At 58.9% G+C, this 17,518-nt stretch carries 17 protein-coding genes; 13 read left to right on the forward strand and 4 right to left on the reverse strand.

The features are described from left to right. The first annotated feature begins 1 nt into the window (after window position 1). Entirely contained in the window at window positions 2–805 is an 804-nt protein-coding gene (locus tag V0R60_RS19480) for an MOSC domain-containing protein (RefSeq protein ID WP_136475303.1), read from the forward strand. Window positions 806–885: 80 nt separating this feature from the next. Here the strand turns inward: V0R60_RS19480 and V0R60_RS19485 are convergent, their stop codons facing one another. Continuing rightward, window positions 886–2,814, reverse strand: coding sequence for a transglycosylase SLT domain-containing protein (locus V0R60_RS19485; protein ID WP_330080505.1), 1,929 nt, complete (start codon window positions 2,812–2,814; stop codon window positions 886–888). Window positions 2,815–3,035: 221 nt separating this feature from the next. On the opposite strand from V0R60_RS19485, the gene V0R60_RS19490 reads away from it, so the two are divergent. Beyond that, window positions 3,036–4,955 (forward strand): ATP-binding cassette domain-containing protein, encoded by a 1,920-nt coding sequence (locus V0R60_RS19490; protein WP_136475305.1) that lies wholly within the window; start codon window positions 3,036–3,038, stop codon window positions 4,953–4,955. 39 nt (window positions 4,956–4,994) lie between these two features. Here the strand turns inward: V0R60_RS19490 and V0R60_RS19495 are convergent, their stop codons facing one another. Further along, window positions 4,995–5,435, reverse strand: coding sequence for a universal stress protein (locus V0R60_RS19495; RefSeq protein WP_136475306.1), 441 nt, complete (start codon window positions 5,433–5,435; stop codon window positions 4,995–4,997). 109 nt (window positions 5,436–5,544) lie between these two features. Here V0R60_RS19495 and V0R60_RS19500 point away from each other — a divergent pair, with 109 nt between their 5' ends. The 8 genes from V0R60_RS19500 (at window position 5,545) to V0R60_RS19535 (ending at window position 13,784) form a co-directional block, all read left to right on the forward strand. Next, on the forward strand, window positions 5,545–5,982 hold the full coding sequence (locus tag V0R60_RS19500) for a hypothetical protein (RefSeq protein ID WP_330080506.1): 438 nt from the start codon (window positions 5,545–5,547) through the stop codon (window positions 5,980–5,982). Between the two features lie 220 nt (window positions 5,983–6,202). Continuing rightward, window positions 6,203–6,478 carry a hypothetical protein gene (locus V0R60_RS19505; RefSeq protein ID WP_203476728.1) on the forward strand — a complete coding sequence of 92 codons (276 nt, stop codon included), beginning with the start codon at window positions 6,203–6,205 and terminating at the stop codon, window positions 6,476–6,478. Beyond that, the gene (gene fadB / locus V0R60_RS19510) at window positions 6,478–8,625 is read left to right on the forward strand and encodes a fatty acid oxidation complex subunit alpha FadB (protein WP_203543130.1); all 2,148 of its coding nucleotides are present in this window, start codon (window positions 6,478–6,480) and stop codon (window positions 8,623–8,625) included. The genes V0R60_RS19505 and fadB overlap by 1 nt, the downstream gene beginning before the upstream one ends. A gap of 29 nt (window positions 8,626–8,654) precedes the next feature. Continuing rightward, entirely contained in the window at window positions 8,655–9,830 is a 1,176-nt protein-coding gene (gene fadA, locus V0R60_RS19515) for an acetyl-CoA C-acyltransferase FadA (RefSeq protein WP_136475309.1), read from the forward strand. 78 nt (window positions 9,831–9,908) lie between these two features. Next, window positions 9,909–10,160 (forward strand): DUF1653 domain-containing protein, encoded by a 252-nt coding sequence (locus tag V0R60_RS19520; protein ID WP_136475310.1) that lies wholly within the window; start codon window positions 9,909–9,911, stop codon window positions 10,158–10,160. A 100-nt stretch (window positions 10,161–10,260) separates the two neighbouring features. After that, a complete protein-coding gene (topA, locus tag V0R60_RS19525) occupies window positions 10,261–12,873 on the forward strand; it encodes a type I DNA topoisomerase (RefSeq protein WP_136475311.1) in 2,613 nt (870 codons plus the stop codon). A 105-nt stretch (window positions 12,874–12,978) separates the two neighbouring features. Then, on the forward strand, window positions 12,979–13,500 hold the full coding sequence (locus V0R60_RS19530) for a DUF6586 family protein (RefSeq protein ID WP_330080507.1): 522 nt from the start codon (window positions 12,979–12,981) through the stop codon (window positions 13,498–13,500). A gap of 50 nt (window positions 13,501–13,550) precedes the next feature. After that, on the forward strand, window positions 13,551–13,784 hold the full coding sequence (locus V0R60_RS19535; RefSeq protein ID WP_136475313.1) for a hypothetical protein: 234 nt from the start codon (window positions 13,551–13,553) through the stop codon (window positions 13,782–13,784). A gap of 64 nt (window positions 13,785–13,848) precedes the next feature. On the opposite strand, the gene sulA is transcribed toward V0R60_RS19535, so the two are convergent. Together sulA and lexA are read right to left on the reverse strand one after the other, a co-directional pair. Beyond that, window positions 13,849–14,343: an SOS-induced cell division inhibitor SulA gene (gene sulA / locus V0R60_RS19540; RefSeq protein WP_136475314.1), complete on the reverse strand. Its 495-nt coding sequence runs from the start codon at window positions 14,341–14,343 to the stop codon at window positions 13,849–13,851. Window positions 14,344–14,353: 10 nt separating this feature from the next. Continuing rightward, window positions 14,354–14,962, reverse strand: coding sequence for a transcriptional repressor LexA (gene lexA / locus V0R60_RS19545; protein WP_330080508.1), 609 nt, complete (start codon window positions 14,960–14,962; stop codon window positions 14,354–14,356). A 230-nt stretch (window positions 14,963–15,192) separates the two neighbouring features. On the opposite strand from lexA, the gene V0R60_RS19550 reads away from it, so the two are divergent. From V0R60_RS19550 to nagZ, 3 genes are read left to right on the forward strand one after another with little or no spacing between them, the layout of a single operon-like run. Then, window positions 15,193–15,906 carry a TetR/AcrR family transcriptional regulator gene (locus V0R60_RS19550; RefSeq protein ID WP_330080509.1) on the forward strand — a complete coding sequence of 238 codons (714 nt, stop codon included), beginning with the start codon at window positions 15,193–15,195 and terminating at the stop codon, window positions 15,904–15,906. A 44-nt stretch (window positions 15,907–15,950) separates the two neighbouring features. Further along, entirely contained in the window at window positions 15,951–16,475 is a 525-nt protein-coding gene (locus V0R60_RS19555) for a L,D-transpeptidase (RefSeq protein WP_136475317.1), read from the forward strand. A gap of 22 nt (window positions 16,476–16,497) precedes the next feature. Further along, window positions 16,498–17,496, forward strand: coding sequence for a beta-N-acetylhexosaminidase (gene nagZ / locus V0R60_RS19560; RefSeq protein WP_178084208.1), 999 nt, complete (start codon window positions 16,498–16,500; stop codon window positions 17,494–17,496). The last annotated feature ends 22 nt before the right edge of the window (window positions 17,497–17,518 follow it).

Genomic DNA, 17,518 nt, shown 5'->3' on the forward strand with positions numbered 1-17,518 from the left:
GATGCAATTGAGTGCGCTTTACCGTTATCCACTTAAGTCCGCGCGCGGCCAGGCGCTGCAATCTTCTTCGCTGGGCCTGTTGGGATTGAGTGGTGATCGTCGCTGGATGCTTGTAGAGCGTGACAATGGGCGATTCCTGACGCAGCGCGCGTATCCGCAGATGAGTCAGTTAACAGCCCTGTACAGCGTTGATGGCGATCTCACTCTTGAGGCGCCCGGACGATCAGCGCTGTCCGTGCCGGTGCCGCAGGCTGACAGCGACCTGCGCGGCGTAACGATCTGGCGAGACACCTTCCGTGTGCCGGATGCCGGGGACGAGGCAGCACAATGGCTGAGCGAATTCATTGGCAAGGACATCCGTCTGGTCCATGTACCTGAAGAGCGCGCTCGTTTTTTGCCTGGCGGTTATGGTGACAACAGCGACCGAGTGGCTTTTGCCGATGGCTTTCCCTTGCTGCTTATCGGCCAATCATCACTGGATGATCTGATCCAGAAGGTCGGCCGTCCGCTGGAAATGTCGCGTTTTCGTCCCAACCTGGTCGTTGAGGGGGCGCAGGCCTTTGCCGAGGATGGCTGGAAGCGCATCCGTATTGGTGACATGGAGTTTCGCGTGCTCAAGCCCTGTGAGCGCTGCATCATGACCACCATTGACCCGCAGACAGGCGAGCGCAGCGCCGACCGCGAACCCCTGACGACACTCAAGACCTATCGGCAAAAAGAAGGGGATGTGCTGTTCGGCCAGAACCTGGTGGCCGATGGTAGCGGTACGCTTGAGGTGGGGATGCCGGTGACGGTTCTGGAATAGCCGTCGCAAGAGGGGGCTTTGTATAACGCCAGTTGTCAGGCCGGCGTTATACAAGGCAGCGCGCTGTGTAAGGGCCGCGTTTACTGATCGTCGAAATACCGCTCATGCCAATCCACCAGCGGCTGTGGCGAATTGAGCTTCTGGCCATAGATGACCGAGTAGGACAGAACGTTCTGCACGTATTGGCGAGTCTCATCGAACGGAATCGATTCCACCCACACATCAAAGCTCAGGTGATCGGCGCCACGCAGCCATTGCCGTACCCGACCTGGTCCCGCGTTGTAGGCGGCTGAAGCCAGGACCCGGTTACCGTTGAATTGACTGTGCACTTGACTCAGGTACGCCGCGCCAAGCTGGATGTTTTTGTCCGGATTGAACACCTGGGCCGGCGAAGCCAGTGGGATGCTGAACTTGCGCGCGGTTTCCTTGGCGGTAGCGGGCATCAATTGCATCAGGCCACTGGCGCCCACGCTGGAGCGGGCGTCCTCCATGAATGCACTTTCCTGGCGAGTGATGGCGAATACCCAACTTGAATGCAGGCCACGCACCTTGGCTTCACGTACCAGTGTGTCGCGGTGGGCCATTGGGAAGCGGATGTCCAGGTCATCCCAGTACTGAGCCTGGCTGATAGTGCGAATCGCCGGGAAGTACCAGCGCATGTCGTAGGCCAGGCGCGCTTGAGCCACCATTTCGTCGCGATTGAAGTGGCGACTGACGTGGTACCACTCACGTCGACCATCAACGATCTGGCCGCGTGCATGAAACTCCAGGGCGCGACGGATGCCCGGAGTGTTGCGAACCTTGTTCATCAAGGCCTTGCTCAGCACCAAGGGTTTGTTGTTGAGCTGGTAAGGGGTTTTCGCCCGATCGGCAGCCAGGAAGCCATAGAAATCACGCTCCCGGGCAACGGTTTTGTACAGCATGGGAATCTGCGTGTTCTGTGGCTGCGCCAGTTCAAGGCTGCGCGCTTGCCAATAGCGCCAGCGGTTGCTCGAGGCAAGATCCTGCGGCAGGCGCTTGGTCAGCTCATAGGCATCTTCCCAGCGTCCCAGGCGCAACAGCAGGCGCAGGCGCCACTCGGTGACGGTGTTGTCGCGCAACTCGGGGTCGTAGCGGGTCATCAAGTCCAGGGCCCGCGGGTCGTAGCGTCGGGCCAGGGTCAAACCGATTTCCCGGGCGATGGCGACTTTTTCGTCGCGCGAGAAGTGCATGCGGCTGGCGTAGTCATCCAGCAGGCTCATGGCGCGCTGTGGGTCCTGGCGGGCCAGGCGACGCAAGCCAAGGCTGACCACATCCGACATGGCCTCGTTGACAGGTACGAAGCGACCCGGTTGGTTCAGCAGTTGTGGTTTCTGTGCCACCTCAACCAGCAGGCGGCCTTGCGGTGCCAGGGTAGGGAGGGTCTTGGTCAGGCTGTTGGCCAGCGCATAGTTGCGGGCCTGGGCTGCAAGCTTGGTGCGCTCCCAGCGTTTTTGCTCACTGAGCTGGCCTTCGGCTGCCCAGCGCTCGAACAGGGCATCGCAGGCGGCAGGCTGGGATTTGCCCACCAGCCAGAGTTTTTCTGCGCTGGCGTAGCCCTCGGCGCGCTGGCCCTGGATCAATTGGCGCTGGCCATTGAGACAGTCGAGTTCGGTGAAATTGAGTTTCGGGTCATAGTAACGGCTGAAGGTTTCCCATTCGCCACGCTCAGCCAGCCAGCGCAACCAGCGCAGTTTCATCCAGTTGGCCTGGGGCAGGTCGCCATGGGCGGCGAGGAATTTTTCAATCTCGGCGTTACTGGCGGATTTCAGCCGCGCGGTCAGCTCGTCGTAGGCCAAGTAGGGCGTCAGCGGGTAATCGCTCAGGGCCTGGGCGTAGCGCAGGTACGGCCCTTTGTCGCCTTTGGCCAGGGCGCGCTTGGCCTCGTCGTAATACTGGCGCTGCACAGTGATGTCGGTGGCCTGGGCGACGCTGGCCGCGGAGGCCGAGAGGAGCAGGCAGGAAACTAGATTTAACAGGCGGCTGCGCATGAGACTTCCGGGCAGTTTGACCATGAAAAGTGACGGCGAAGCCAGCACTGTTGGGGTTACGTTGCCTAAGCTTAGCCGTTTGCCGTGGGCGGATGAAAGCATTGTGCTTGTATCGAGTTGTAATCAGGCGGTCTGTCGTCGGATCTGTAAGCGCACGTGCCTGCTTAATGTGAACCAGGCCCAAGTCGGGTAGAATACGCGCCCGGTTTTTGGAGAAGATCATGACCCTGCTCAAATTAAGCGATGTGTCCCTTGCGTTCGGCGCCATGCCGTTGTTGGACAAGGTGTCGTGGCAGATCGCCCGTGGTGAGCGGGTGTGCATTATCGGCCGCAACGGCACTGGCAAGTCGAGCATGCTGCGCCTGGTCAAGGGCGATCAGAAGCCTGACGACGGCGATGTCTGGCGTGCCCCTGGCCTCAAGATTGGCGAGTTGCCGCAAGAGCTGCCGCTGGCAGACGGCCGTACGGTATTCGACGTAGTGGCCGAAGGCCTCGACGGTGTTGGTGCATTGCTCGCTGAGTACCACCACCTGAGCCAGAACATCCACAGCGATGCCGATCTGGAAAAGCTCATGCACGTCCAGCACGATCTGGAAGCGCGTGATGGCTGGCGCTTGCAGCAGTTGGTGGACAGTACCCTGAGCCGCTTGCAACTGCCGGCCGACAAAACGCTGGCCGAGCTGTCCGGCGGCTGGCGTCGTCGCGTGCTGCTGGCCCAGGCCCTGGTGTCCGAGCCAGATCTGCTGCTGCTCGACGAACCAACCAACCACCTGGACATCGGCGCAATTGCCTGGCTTGAAGAAGCACTGAGTGGCTTTGGTGGCGCCGTACTGTTCATTACCCACGACCGTTCTTTCCTGCAGAACCTGGCTACGCGCATTCTTGAACTGGATCGCGGTGGCTTGATTGATTGGAACGGCGACTACGCCAGCTTCCTGGTGCACAAAGAAGCTGCACTGGCCGCTGAAGAAACGGCCAACGCCCTGTTCGACAAGAAGCTCGCTCAGGAAGAAGTGTGGATTCGCCAGGGCATCAAGGCTCGTCGCACCCGTAACGAGGGGCGCGTTCGTGCCCTGAAGGCATTGCGTGTAGAGCGCAGCGAACGTCGTGAGCGTACGGGCAAGGCGAATATTCTGCTCGATGTTGCGGAAAAGTCCGGTAAGCAGGTCATGGTGCTGGAGAACGTCAGCTTCGCCCACCCAGGTGGTCCGCAACTGGTCAAGGACTTCTCCATGGTCTTGCAGCGTGAAGACCGGATCGGTCTGCTCGGCGCCAACGGTACCGGTAAAACCACCTTGCTCAAGCTGATGCTCGGCGATCTTGAGCCTACCAGCGGCACGGTTGAGTCCGGCACCCGTCTTGAGGTGGCTTATTTCGATCAGTTGCGCCATCAACTGGACCTGGAAAAGACTGTCATCGACAACCTGTCCGAAGGTCGCGATTTTATCGAAATCGATGGCCAGAACCGTCACGTCCTGAGTTATCTCGGCGATTTCCTGTTCAGCCCACAGCGTGCCCGTACCCCGGTCAAGGCGCTTTCTGGTGGCGAGCGCGCGCGCTTGCTGCTGGCCAAGTTGTTCAGTAAGCCAGCCAACTTGCTGGTGCTCGACGAACCGACCAACGACCTGGACGTAGAAACCCTCGAATTGCTCGAAGAAGTGTTGTCGGCATTCAAGGGCACCGTGCTGATGGTCAGCCACGACCGGGCCTTCCTCGATAACGTGGTCACCAGCACGCTGGTCTTCGAAGGTGAGGGCAAGGTGCGCGAATACGTCGGCGGCTATCAGGACTGGATTCGCCAAGGCGGTTCGCCGAAGTTACTGGGTGTCAGCGAAAGCAAGTCGGGCAAATCGGAGCTCAATACTGCGGTGGTTGAAGCGGTGGCACCGGAGCCGGCACCAGCCGCCGCTGCCGAAGCACCGAAAAAGAAGCTCAGCTACAAACTGCAGCGCGAGCTCGAGGCCTTGCCTGGCCAGATCGACGCGCTGGAGCAGAAGATGGCAGCCGTGCAGGAAGAGATTTCCAGCCCGGCCTTCTATCAGCGTCCAATCGATCAGACCACTGCGGTGCTGGCCCAATTGGAGCAGTTACAGGCAGAACTGGATGTGTTGGTAGAACGCTGGGCAGAGCTCGACAGCTAAGAAGGAGGGCCTGGCGCAGCCTGCGCCAGGCTTTCCGCGTTACGAGGTTTTCAGCAGGCGCACCGCGAGCACATCGCAAGGTGCGCCGTGCAGTACGTCGTTGGCAGTGGAACCGAGCAGCAGCGCCAGGCCGTGACGGCCATGGCTGCCCACCACGATCAGGTCGCAATTCTGGTCTTTGGCCAGTTGATGGATTTCCTGGCGAGGTTGGCCATAAGTCAGGTGCGAGTCGCCGCGATTGATGTCCGGATACTTGTTGAACAGGCGGTCCATGCGCTCTTTGGCCTGGTCGAACTGTTGTTGTTGCAGTTGTGACAGGTCCATCGGTACATCGCCACCAAAGGCCATGGCCATTGGTTCCACGATATGCACCAGAGAGACCTTGGCACCTGTCGGCTCGGCGAGTTTCATGGCGCGCTTGATGACCGGGTCACATTCTTCGGTCAGATCGACGGCAACCAGTATGTGTTCGTAGGGCATGAGAGGCTCTCCTGACAATCGCAATAGTTCAAGTATGGTCGGTTTCAGGCTGATCGCTTAGAACCTCGGCTAACCAGCTCATTTGCAAAGCTTTATGGGAACAACAGATATGACGGTCTGGGTGGTGGTGTCAATCCTTGCGCTGATTTTGAGTCCATTGGCCTGGCTGCGTCCTTCGCGCAATCAGAGCGGCCGGATGGCGCTGCGCATGGAGGCCCGGCGCATGGGATTGAATATGCAATTGACGGCGCAACAGTGGCCGCACTGGCTGCCCAAGGAACCGCCTAGCCCCTGTGCGCAGTACGTACGGCCGCGCCGTCAGGGCAGGGTAGACAGTTGGAGCTACTGGCAAACTGCGCCCGGTACCTGGCTCAATCAATGGCGAGAGCCGTGCGCTGATGCTGTGCTGAATGAGCATTTTTCCCGCCTGCCTGACAACGTCTACAAGGTCGAAGCCGGCCCGCAAATGATTTCCCTGTACTGGGGAGAGCACGGCGAAACGGCTGTATTGCAGGATATTGCTGCAGTATTGAAAGCGCTCGCCTGACCGCGCTCAATAAAAAGCCCGATGTACGCATCGGGCGGGCGGGCCAGGCAGGCCGGTTGTAAGTGTTGATTCCCACCTAGTGTAGCGGGCTTGCCGCTTTCTGCTTTTTCTCTGTGCTTGTTGATTGCACCCGAATGCGTGGACAGCGCGTTTGTGCGTGTAAGCCTTTGACCACTATCGCTGGTATGAATACGGCTCGATCACCGAGGTCGGTGTTTGCATGCGCCGAAAGAAAAATGACCGCAAAGTCGCGTTTTCACGCCGCTTTTGGGTATTTGACAACGGCGTTCTTTTCGTTGAATGTGTGCATACCCAAATCAAACGGGCGTATGAATTGAGCGTTTGTATTGTCAGAAGGCTCTTACAGAATCCCGACTATCGCGCTGACGGGTGTGCCTGGCGCAAGGATTCGGCAAACACCGGCCAACGGCCCGCCGAGTCTTTCACCAGCGATTGGCGTGTACAGTTCAGCTTCCATATCGTGGAGATCAGTTGATGATTTACGAAGGTAAAGCCATCACGGTTAAGGCTCTTGAAAGCGGCATCGTCGAACTGAAGTTCGACCTCAAGGGTGAGTCCGTCAACAAGTTCAACCGTCTAACCCTGAACGAATTGCGTCAGGCCGTAGACACCATCAAGGCCGATGCATCGATCAAGGGCGTCATTGTCAGCAGTGGCAAGGACGTTTTCATCGTCGGCGCGGATATCACCGAGTTTGTCGATAACTTCAAGCTGCCCGAGGCCGAACTGGTCGCCGGCAACCTGGAAGCAAACCGCATTTTCAGCGACTTCGAAGACCTGGCCGTCCCGACCGTTGTGGCCATCAATGGCATTGCCCTGGGTGGCGGTCTGGAAATGTGCCTGGCAGCCGACTACCGCGTAATGTCCAGCAACGCCAAAATCGGCTTGCCGGAAGTCAAACTGGGTATCTACCCAGGTTTTGGCGGTACTGTTCGCCTGCCGCGCATTATCGGTGCCGACAACGCTATCGAGTGGATTGCCGCTGGCAAGGAAAACCGTGCTGAAGACGCCCTGAAGGTCGGCGCCGTCGATGCCGTGGTTGCGCCCGAGCTGCTGCAGGCTGCGGCCCTCGACCTGATCAAGCGCGCCATCAGTGGCGAGTTCGATTACAAGGCCAAGCGTCAGCCAAAGCTTGAAAAAATCAAGCTCAACGCCATTGAGCAGATGATGTCTTTCGAAACCGCCAAAGGTTTCGTTGCTGGCCAGGCTGGGCCGAACTACCCGGCGCCGGTCGAAGCGATCAAGAGCATCCAGAAGGCGGCCAACTTCGGGCGTGACAAAGCGCTGGAAGTTGAAGCTGCAGGTTTTGCCAAACTGGCCAAGACCTCGGTTGCAGAAAGCCTGATCGGCCTGTTCCTCAACGACCAGGAGCTCAAGCGCAAGGCCAAGGCTCATGACGAAATCGCTCACGACGTGAAGCAGGCCGCCGTACTCGGCGCCGGCATCATGGGTGGCGGCATTGCCTACCAGTCCGCGGTCAAAGGCACGCCGATCCTGATGAAGGATATCAACGAGGCTGCCATCCAGTTGGGCTTGAACGAAGCGTCCAAGCTGCTCGGCAAACGCGTTGAAAAAGGCCGTCTGACCCCAGCGAAAATGGCCGAAGCGCTCAATGCGATCCGTCCGACCCTGTCGTATGGCGATTTCGCCAACGTCGACATCGTCGTCGAGGCCGTGGTCGAGAACCCGAAGGTCAAGCAAGCAGTATTGGCTGAAGTGGAAGGCCAGGTGAAGGAAGATGCCATCCTGGCGTCCAACACCTCGACCATCTCCATCAACCTGCTGGCCAAGGCGCTCAAGCGTCCAGAGAACTTTGTCGGCATGCACTTCTTCAACCCGGTGCACATGATGCCGCTGGTTGAGGTTATTCGCGGCGAGAAGTCCAGCGACGTGGCGGTTGCCACCACCGTCGCCTACGCCAAGAAAATGGGTAAGAACCCAATCGTGGTCAATGACTGCCCGGGCTTCTTGGTCAACCGCGTGCTGTTCCCGTACTTCGGTGGTTTCGCCCGCCTGGTCAGCGCCGGTGTCGATTTCGTACGCATCGACAAGATCATGGAAAAATTCGGCTGGCCGATGGGCCCGGCCTACCTGATGGACGTAGTTGGCATCGACACCGGCCACCACGGTCGTGACGTCATGGCCGAAGGTTTCCCGGACCGCATGAAGGACGACCGTCGCTCAGCGATCGATGCGCTCTACGAAGCCAACCGCCTGGGCCAGAAGAATGGCAAAGGTTTCTACGCCTACGAAACCGACAAGCGCGGCAAGCCGAAGAAAGTTGCCGATGCGGCTGTACTCGAAGTACTCAAGCCAATCGTTTACGAGCAGCGTGAAGTCACCGACGAAGACATCATCAACTGGATGATGATCCCGCTGTGCCTGGAAACGGTTCGTTGCCTGGAAGACGGTATTGTCGAAACAGCTGCCGAAGCCGACATGGGTCTGGTCTACGGCATTGGTTTCCCTCCGTTCCGTGGCGGTGCACTGCGCTACATCGATTCGATTGGCGTAGCAGAATTCGTTGCCCTGGCAGACAAGTACGCCGATCTGGGTCCGCTGTATCACCCCACCGCGAAGCTGCGTGAAATGGCCAAGAACGGTCAGAGCTTTTTCGGTTAAGCGCCCAACGATAGAGAGCGAGAGAAAATATGAGCTTGAATCCAAGAGACGTGGTGATTGTCGACTTCGGTCGCACACCAATGGGCCGCTCCAAGGGTGGCATGCACCGCAACACCCGCGCCGAGGACATGTCCGCGCACCTGATCAGCAAGGTGCTGGAGCGCAACACCAAGGTTGATCCGAACGAGGTCGAAGATGTGATCTGGGGCTGCGTCAACCAGACCCTGGAACAGGGCTGGAACATCGCCCGCATGGCCTCGTTGATGACCCAGATCCCGCACACTGCCGCTGGCCAGACTGTCAGTCGTCTGTGCGGTTCGTCGATGAGCGCGCTGCACACTGCAGCACAGGCGATCATGACCGGCAATGGTGACGTGTTCGTCGTCGGTGGCGTCGAGCACATGGGGCACGTCAGCATGATGCATGGTGTCGACCCGAACCCGCACATGTCGCTGTATGCCGCCAAGGCCTCGGGCATGATGGGCCTGACCGCGGAAATGCTCGGCAAGATGCACGGTATTACCCGTGAGCAGCAGGACCTGTTCGGCCTGCGTTCGCACCAGCTCGCCCACAAGGCGACGGTCGAAGGCAAGTTCAAGGATGAAATCATCCCGATGCAGGGCTATGACGAAAATGGCTTCCTCAAAGTCTTCGACTACGATGAAACCATTCGCCCGGATACCACGCTGGAAAGTCTGGCGGCACTGAAGCCGGCATTCAATCCAAAAGGCGGTACTGTGACTGCCGGTACTTCCTCGCAGATCACCGACGGTGCTTCTTGCATGATCGTGATGTCGGCCCAGCGTGCCCAGGACCTCGGAATCCAGCCGCTGGCTGTTATCCGTTCCATGGCCGTGGCCGGTGTCGATCCTGCGATCATGGGCTACGGCCCGGTTCCGGCGACCAAGAAAGCGCTCAAGCGTGCGGGCCTGAGCATCGCTGATATCGACTTCTTCGAGCTCAACGAGGCCTTCGCTGCACAGGCACTTCCAGTACTGAAAGATCTGAAAGTGCTCGACAAGATGGATGAGAAGGTTAACCTGCACGGCGGCGCGATCGCTCTGGGTCATCCTTTCGGTTGCTCTGGTGCGCGGATTTCCGGCACTCTGCTCAACGTCATGAAGCAGAATGGCGGGACCTTCGGCGTTTCGACCATGTGCGTCGGCCTGGGTCAAGGCATCACTACCGTCTTCGAACGCGTTTAAGCGTTTCGCGGGTGGAAACCGGGGCCTGGTGCCCCGGTTTTTGTTTTTTGCAGTTTTTTTTTCAAGAGGGTGAGCAACATGCAGATACAACCAGGCGTATACCGGCATTACAAGGGGCCTGAGTATCGTGTGTTCGGTACAGCGCGCCATTCCGAAACCGAGGAATGGGTCGTGTTCTACCAAGCTCTGTACGGCGAATTCGGCCTTTGGGTTCGGCCACTTTCCATGTTCATGGAGTCGGTCGAGGTTGACGGCGAGCATGTGCCGCGCTTTGCTTTGGTCACGGCTGAAAAGGATCTGTTTTCTCGCTCCGATGCCGAGGGTGGCTAGCGCCTCGCGCTTGACCTCACTCTGTTGCCACTATATATAGCGGTGCCGCGTCAGGTACCTGCCGTGTTTTTATTTTCAGTATTCAGGAATTTTCCGATCCATGGGCAAATCGCTGGTCATTGTGGAATCCCCGGCTAAGGCCAAGACCATCAACAAGTATCTGGGCAGCCAGTACGTGGTGAAGTCGAGTATCGGCCATATCCGAGACCTGCCCACCAGCGGTTCGGCCAGCGCCAGCAAAGAGCCTGCCGCCAAGCGTGGCAAGGCCGCAGCGGGCGAGGCTCCGGCTCTGTCGCCGAAAGAAAAGGCGCGCAAGCAACTGGTTGCACGCATGGGGGTTGATCCGGACCACGGCTGGAAAGCCAAGTACGAGATCCTTCCAGGCAAGGAAAAGGTCATCGAAGAGCTGCGTCGCCTGGCCAAGGATGCCGACACCATCTATCTCGCAACCGACTTGGATCGCGAGGGGGAAGCCATTGCCTGGCACCTGCGCGAAGCCATCGGTGGTGACGACAGCCGCTACAAGCGCGTGGTGTTCAACGAAATTACCAAAAAGGCCATTCAGGAAGCGTTCTCGCAGCCGGGTGAGCTGGATATCGATCGGGTCAACGCCCAGCAGGCTCGTCGTTTCCTCGATCGCGTAGTGGGCTACATGGTTTCGCCACTGCTGTGGCAGAAGATCGCCCGTGGTCTGTCAGCCGGTCGCGTGCAGTCGGTCGCGGTAAAGCTTGTGGTCGAGCGTGAGCGTGAGATCCGTGCCTTCATTCCTGAAGAATACTGGGAAGTGCATGCCGACCTGGGAACCGCCAAAGATGCCAAGGTGCGTTTCGAAGTTGCGCGCGAGAAGGGCGAGGCTTTCAAACCGCTCAACGAAGCCCAGGCTATGGCGGCATTGGAGAAGCTCAAGGCTTCCAGCTACAGCGTCGCCAAGCGTGAAGACCGTCCTACCAGCAGCAAACCGTCTGCTCCTTTCATCACCTCCACCCTGCAGCAGGCGGCGAGCAATCGCCTGGGCTTCGGGGTGAAGAAGACCATGATGATGGCCCAGCGTCTGTACGAAGCCGGCTACATCACCTATATGCGTACCGACTCGACCAACCTTTCGGCCGACGCGGTGGAAATGGCGCGTAGTTACATCGAGAGCGAATTCGGCAAGAAGTACCTGCCAGAAGCGCCGATTGTCTACAGCAGCAAAGAGGGTGCCCAGGAGGCGCACGAGGCGATTCGCCCTTCCGACGTCAACACCCACCCGAGCAAACTCGCGGGGATGGAGCGTGATGCCGAGCGCCTCTACGAGCTGATCTGGCGTCAGTTCCTGGCTTGCCAAATGCCACCGGCGCAGTACCTGTCGACTACCGTCAGCGTGATGGCTGGCGATTTCGAGCTGCGCGCCAAGGGCCGTATTCTCAAGTTCGACGGTTACACCCGCGTGCTGCCACAGCAGACCAAGCCGGGCGATGATGACGTACTGCCTGAGATGAATCAGGGTGAAGTGCTCAAGCTTATTCAGCTTGATCCAAGCCAGCACTTCACCAAGCCACCTGCGCGTTTCTCCGAAGCCAGCCTGGTCAAGGAAATGGAAAAGCGGGGTATCGGCCGTCCTTCCACCTATGCGGCGATCATCTCGACCATCCAGGATCGTGGCTACGTCACCCTGCATAACCGTCGGTTCTATTCCGAGAAAATGGGCGACATCGTCACCGAGCGCCTGTCCGAAAGCTTCTCGAACCTGATGGACTACGGCTTTACCGCCGGTATGGAAGAAAACCTCGATGACGTGGCTCAAGGTGAGCGCGACTGGAAGAATGTGCTGGATGAGTTCTATGGCGACTTCAGCAACAAGCTCAAGCTTGCCGAAGATGCTGAGAAGGGCATGCGTGCCAATCAGCCGACGCTGACCAATATCCCCTGCAAGGATTGCGGTCGTCCGATGATGATTCGCACGGCCTCCACTGGCGTGTTCTTGGGTTGCTCGGGGTATAGCCTGCCGCCTAAAGAACGGTGCAAGGCCACCGTCAACCTGGTCCCGGGTGATGAGATCGCTGCTGATGACGAGGGTGAGTCCGAGTCGCGGGTATTGCTCAACAAGCACCGCTGCCCGATCTGCTCCACCGCGATGGACGCATACCTGCTCGACGAGAAGCACAAGCTGCACATCTGCGGTAACAACCCTGATTGCACCGGCTACGAGATCGAAGAGGGTAGCTACCGCATCAAAGGCTATGAAGGCCCGAGCCTTGAGTGCGACAAGTGCGGGAGCGAAATGCAGCTCAAGACCGGCCGCTTTGGCAAGTTCTTCGGCTGCACCAACGCTGAATGCAAAAACACCCGCAAGCTGCTCAAGAGTGGTGAAGCGGCGCCGCCGAAGATGGACGCGGTGAAAATGCCGGAGCTCAAGTGCGAAAAGGTCAATGACACTTACGTGCTGCGTGACGGTGCTTCGGGACTGTTCCTGGCCGCCAGCCAGTTCCCGAAAAACCGTGAGACCCGTGCACCGCTGGTGATCGAGATCATTCCGCATAAGGATGAGATCGATCCGAAGTATCACTTCCTTTGCGATGCGCCAAAGAAAGATCCTGACGGACGCCCAGCGGTAATTCGCTATAGCCGCAAGACCAAGGAGCAGTACGTGCAGACCGAGGTTGAAGGTAAGCCTACAGGCTGGCGTGCGTTCTATGACGGCAAGGCCTGGAAGGTCGAAGACAAGCGCTGATCAATCGCCATTGATCCAATCGCGGGGCAGGGCCCCGCGATGCATTTCGGGGCTGCATTAGTGTAAATTCAGTAATCGCCTTGCAGCCTTTCGGAGGGCACCCAGATGGCCCAGGAACTTTACACGCGCACCAACCAGAAAATTTATTTCGCAGGCCTGGCTCTCGAGGCTATGGGCAAGGCACAGGACAGCCGGGCAATGAACGCTCAAGCGTTGATTCAGGCTGAGCGCGAATCTGCGTTGTTTCACCTCTACGGCGCGCTTCTGGGCCTTTGCCATGAAATTGCCGGCTACTACCGTCTACCGCAAGCCGCGGCTGCGCGTGCGGAGTTGTTGCTGACTCGCGAAGTGCTGGAAGCGGTGGCTATTCCGGAGATGGCCGAGCTGGTTGAATTGGCGGAGCAACGCGAAACCTGGCTCGCGCAACTGTTGAGCGCTTATGCCGATTTGTTTCGACCGCCGGTCGCGAAAAAAGCGCTGAAAACCGATGTCACCCAGCCTCTGATACAAGCCGTAAGCCTTGATGAGCCTGAGCAAGCGCCGCTATCTCGGGAGGAGTTGGAGGGTTGGCGGCAAAATCTCAAGGGCTTGACCGTTCGCTTTCGTGAGGGCCTGAGTGAGTGCTGATTTAAGCGCTCGCTGGTACAATACTGGCCTTTCGTGGAGAACAGCCCTTTATGCCAACGTCCTTTCTAGAAATTGTCGAGTTGCCTGATGGCCGGATCGAGCTGCGCCGCGCCGAGGACGAGGGCTCCCTGGTGACCCTGGATTTCTCCGAGGACGCCAAGGCCTTCTTGCAAGGTCAGCACGTGGAGGTGGCCAAAGCCATGCTCAGTGTTGGCGTGCAGATGGCTGGCAAGCTGGTCGAAGGTGAAGTCGAACGAGACGATGGGTCGCGCGTTCTGCACTGATCGAGCGGTATGGCTTCCTTGTTCTGAGGAAGCCGGACAATATCCAGACTACCGAGCCTGAATATCAGCCAAGGCGGATATTCAGGCTTTGTGCATCTCCGGCGCGGGCGGCATTGCTCAATTGCATGCGTGCGCTGCTGCTGACGGTGCTCAGCCAGCTGACCACGGTGTGGCTGCGGCCCAGGCGCAGGGCGTCACAAGCCAGTTGCAATGCACTTTGGTTGCCGCGTGGTTGCAGCAGCAGAATGCGCTCGCGATTCAGGCCGGCTTCGCGTAGCCAGGCCTGGGTCAGGCTGGCCGGTGGGGCGATCAAGGTTAGCCAGCGAGCGTCGTGCTCTTCGCTCAACTCGCTCAAATCGCGCAGCATGGGTGCGAGCAGGTTCTGGCAGCTACCCAGAGCGCCACGGAAGGACAGTTCGCTGAATACCTGAGCTGTGCCAGGGTGCGACGCAGGCTTGGCGGCTTTCAGTCCGGGCAGCACTGGCTGGGCCAGAAATGCTTCGAACAAGGGCAGTTGCACTTGCTGCGGTACGTTCTGTGACGCTGGGGGGAACTGCATGACGCCTCCTTTATCGACGAATTACGCCGACACTCAAGCCCTCGATCACCAGCTCCTGCTCTTTCAGGTTGACTTCGATGGGGGCGAACTCGGGGTTTTCCGCAATTAGCCAGACTTTGCTGCCTTCGCGCTGGAAACGCTTGACGGTCACTTCGTCGCCCAGGCGGGCGACCACGATCTGACCATTGCGAGCTTCGCGGCACGTGTGCACGGCAAGCAGGTCACCATCGACGATGCCGACGTCCTTCATGCTCATGCCGTGAACGCGCAACAGATAGTCGGCTCGCGGATGGAAGAAAGCCGGGTTGATGTTGCACGACTCCTCGATGTGCTGCTGGGCCAGTATGGGCGCACCCGCAGCAACGCGACCGATGATCGGCAAGCTGCTGTCTTCGGCCTTGGCCTCAAGACCGGGAATGCGGATGCCGCGCGAGGCGCCTGGAGTCATCTCGATTGCGCCCTTGCGGGCCAGTGCCTTGAGGTGCTCCTCCGCAGCGTTGGGTGATTTGAAACCCAGCTCCTGGGCGATTTCCGCACGGGTCGGCGGAAATCCGTTGTCTTCCAGGCAGCGCTTGATAAAAGCCAGAATTTCAGCTTGGCGTGGCGTCAGTTTTAGCATTTCGATCGCTCTGTCTTTTTATACAGTGACTGTAATTATATACAGTGAGTGGCAAGCTGCAAGCATCGCGCGGGAAGAAAAAGCGGGAAATGGCGCTTATGCCTTGCAGTCTGGGGCCTGCAGCTGTGATTTAATACGTGACCGTATAGACGTAAAACGTCCGGGTGTACTTGACAAATCACCGGTTTGAAACGTATGTTTCAAACAAGTGTTTGTCAGGCGGAGTAGTCATGGCCCAGTCGGAAACCGTAGAACGCATTCTCGATGCTGCCGAGCAATTGTTCGCGGAAAAAGGTTTTGCCGAAACCTCATTGCGGCTGATCACCAGCAAGGCCGGCGTCAACCTGGCGGCGGTGAACTACCATTTCGGTTCGAAAAAGGCCCTGATCCAGGCGGTCTTCTCGCGTTTCCTGGGTCCTTTCTGCGCAAGTCTGGAACGTGAGCTGGAGCGCCGTCAGGCCCGTCCTGAGCACAAGCCAAGCCTCGAAGAGTTGCTGGAAATGCTGGTAGAGCAGGCCATGGTGGTGCAGCCGCGCAGCGGTAATGACCTGTCGATTTTCATGCGGTTGCTGGGCCTGGCTTTCAGTCAGAGTCAGGGGCACCTGCGGCGTTATCTGGAAGATATGTACGGCAAGGTGTTCCGCCGCTACATGCTGCTGGTCAACGAAGCGGCGCCACGTATTCCGCCTATCGAGTTGTTCTGGCGTGTGCACTTCATGCTGGGGGCTGCGGCATTCAGTATGTCCGGCATCAAAGCATTGCGCGCCATCGCTGAAACCGACTTCGGTATCAATACCTCGATCGAGCAGGTCATGCGCTTGATGGTGCCATTTCTTGCGGCTGGTATGCGCGCAGACAGTGGCGTCACCGATGAAGCTATGGCCGCCGCGCAACTGCGTCCACGCAGCAAGTCATCGAGCCCATCGGTTGCCGTCAAGGCCTGAGCCATGGCTGGGCGCGGCGAGCCGCATCGGCTAAGCTAGCGCCCATGCCCAGTCTCGATTTATTGCACATTTCCCTTGCCGATCAATGCCTCTATGGGTTCTACCAGGGGCACTTGCGCGTGCGTCTGCCCGTTTCCACTGCACTGAAGGGCGCCGGAGAAGCCAATGGCTCTGGTTGTACGCCGCGCGGCCGCCATCAGGTGCGAGCAAAGATCGGAACGGGTTTGCCCCAAGGGGCAGTGCTGCGTGGTCGACGCTGGAGCGGTGAAGTCTGGACGCCGCAGCTCCATGCGCAGTATCCGGGCCGTGACTGGGTTCTCAGTCGTATCCTCTGGCTCAGCGGTTGCGAGCCTGGATTCAATCGCCTGGGGTCGGTCGATACGTTTCGACGTTACATATATTTGCACGGCACGCCTGACAGCGAACCTTTAGGCGTGCCGTTGTCCCATGGCTGTGTCCGCCTGCGCAATGCCGACCTGTTGCATCTGTTTGACCGGGTGCCGGTGCATTGTGCAGTGCAGATCGAAGAAGCTGCGTGCCCTCAATGGGTCGACGCGCCCCTGAACTGAAGGATCTAATATGAGTGCCAGCCTGCAAGGCTCCCTGATGGTGGACATCGCCGGTACCTGGCTGACCGCCGAAGATCGCCAGCTTTTGCGCCAGCCCGAAGTGGCGGGCCTGATCATTTTTGCCCGCAACATTGAATGCCCTCGCCAGGTACGCGAATTGGCGGCTTCGATCCGTGCCGTTCGCCCGGACCTGATTCTGGCAGTGGATCAGGAGGGTGGACGGGTTCAGCGCCTGCGCCAGGGCTTTGTAAGGCTGCCAGCCATGCGTGCACTGGCCGACAATGACAATGCCGAATACCTGGCCGAGCAATGCGGCTGGTTGATGGCCACTGAAGTCCTGGCAGTGGGCCTGGATCTGAGCTTTGCCCCGGTTTTGGATCTCGATCATCAGCGCAGCGCTGTAGTCGGCAGCCGTGCGTTCGAAGCTGATCCGCTGCGTGCAACCGCCTTGGCCGGCGCATTCATTCGGGGTATGAACGCCGCAGGCATGGCCGCATGTGGGAAGCACTTCCCCGGCCATGGTTGGGCTGAAGCGGACTCCCATGTTGCGATTCCCACCGACGAGCGCAGTCTGGAAGAGATCCGTGCTGTCGACCTGGTGCCTTTTGCCCGCCTCAGTGGCCAACTGGCTGCGGTGATGCCTGCGCATGTGATCTATCCACACGTCGACAGCCAGCCCGCAGGTTTCTCGCGGCGTTGGCTGCAGGACATCCTGCGCGGTGAACTGGGCTTTGACGGGGTGATCTTCAGTGATGACCTGTCGATGGCAGGCGCGCATGTCGTCGGCGATGCTGCCAGCCGTATCGAGGCTGCGTTGACTGCCGGTTGTGACATGGGGCTGGTGTGCAACGACCGGGCAGCTGCTGAATTGGCGCTAACCGCTGCGCAGCGGTTGAAGGTCAAGCCCTCGCCACGTATTGCGCAGATGCGCGGGCAGGGTTTTGCACGTACTGACTATCGTCAGCAGCCGCGCTGGCTGGAAGCGCTCGGGGCGTTGAAAGAGGCGCAGTTGGTCGATTGATTTCGCCGCGCAAGCCCGTCCA

The organism is Pseudomonas auratipiscis (assembly GCF_036324085.1).
GTDB classification, from domain to species: domain Bacteria; phylum Pseudomonadota; class Gammaproteobacteria; order Pseudomonadales; family Pseudomonadaceae; genus Aquipseudomonas; species Aquipseudomonas auratipiscis.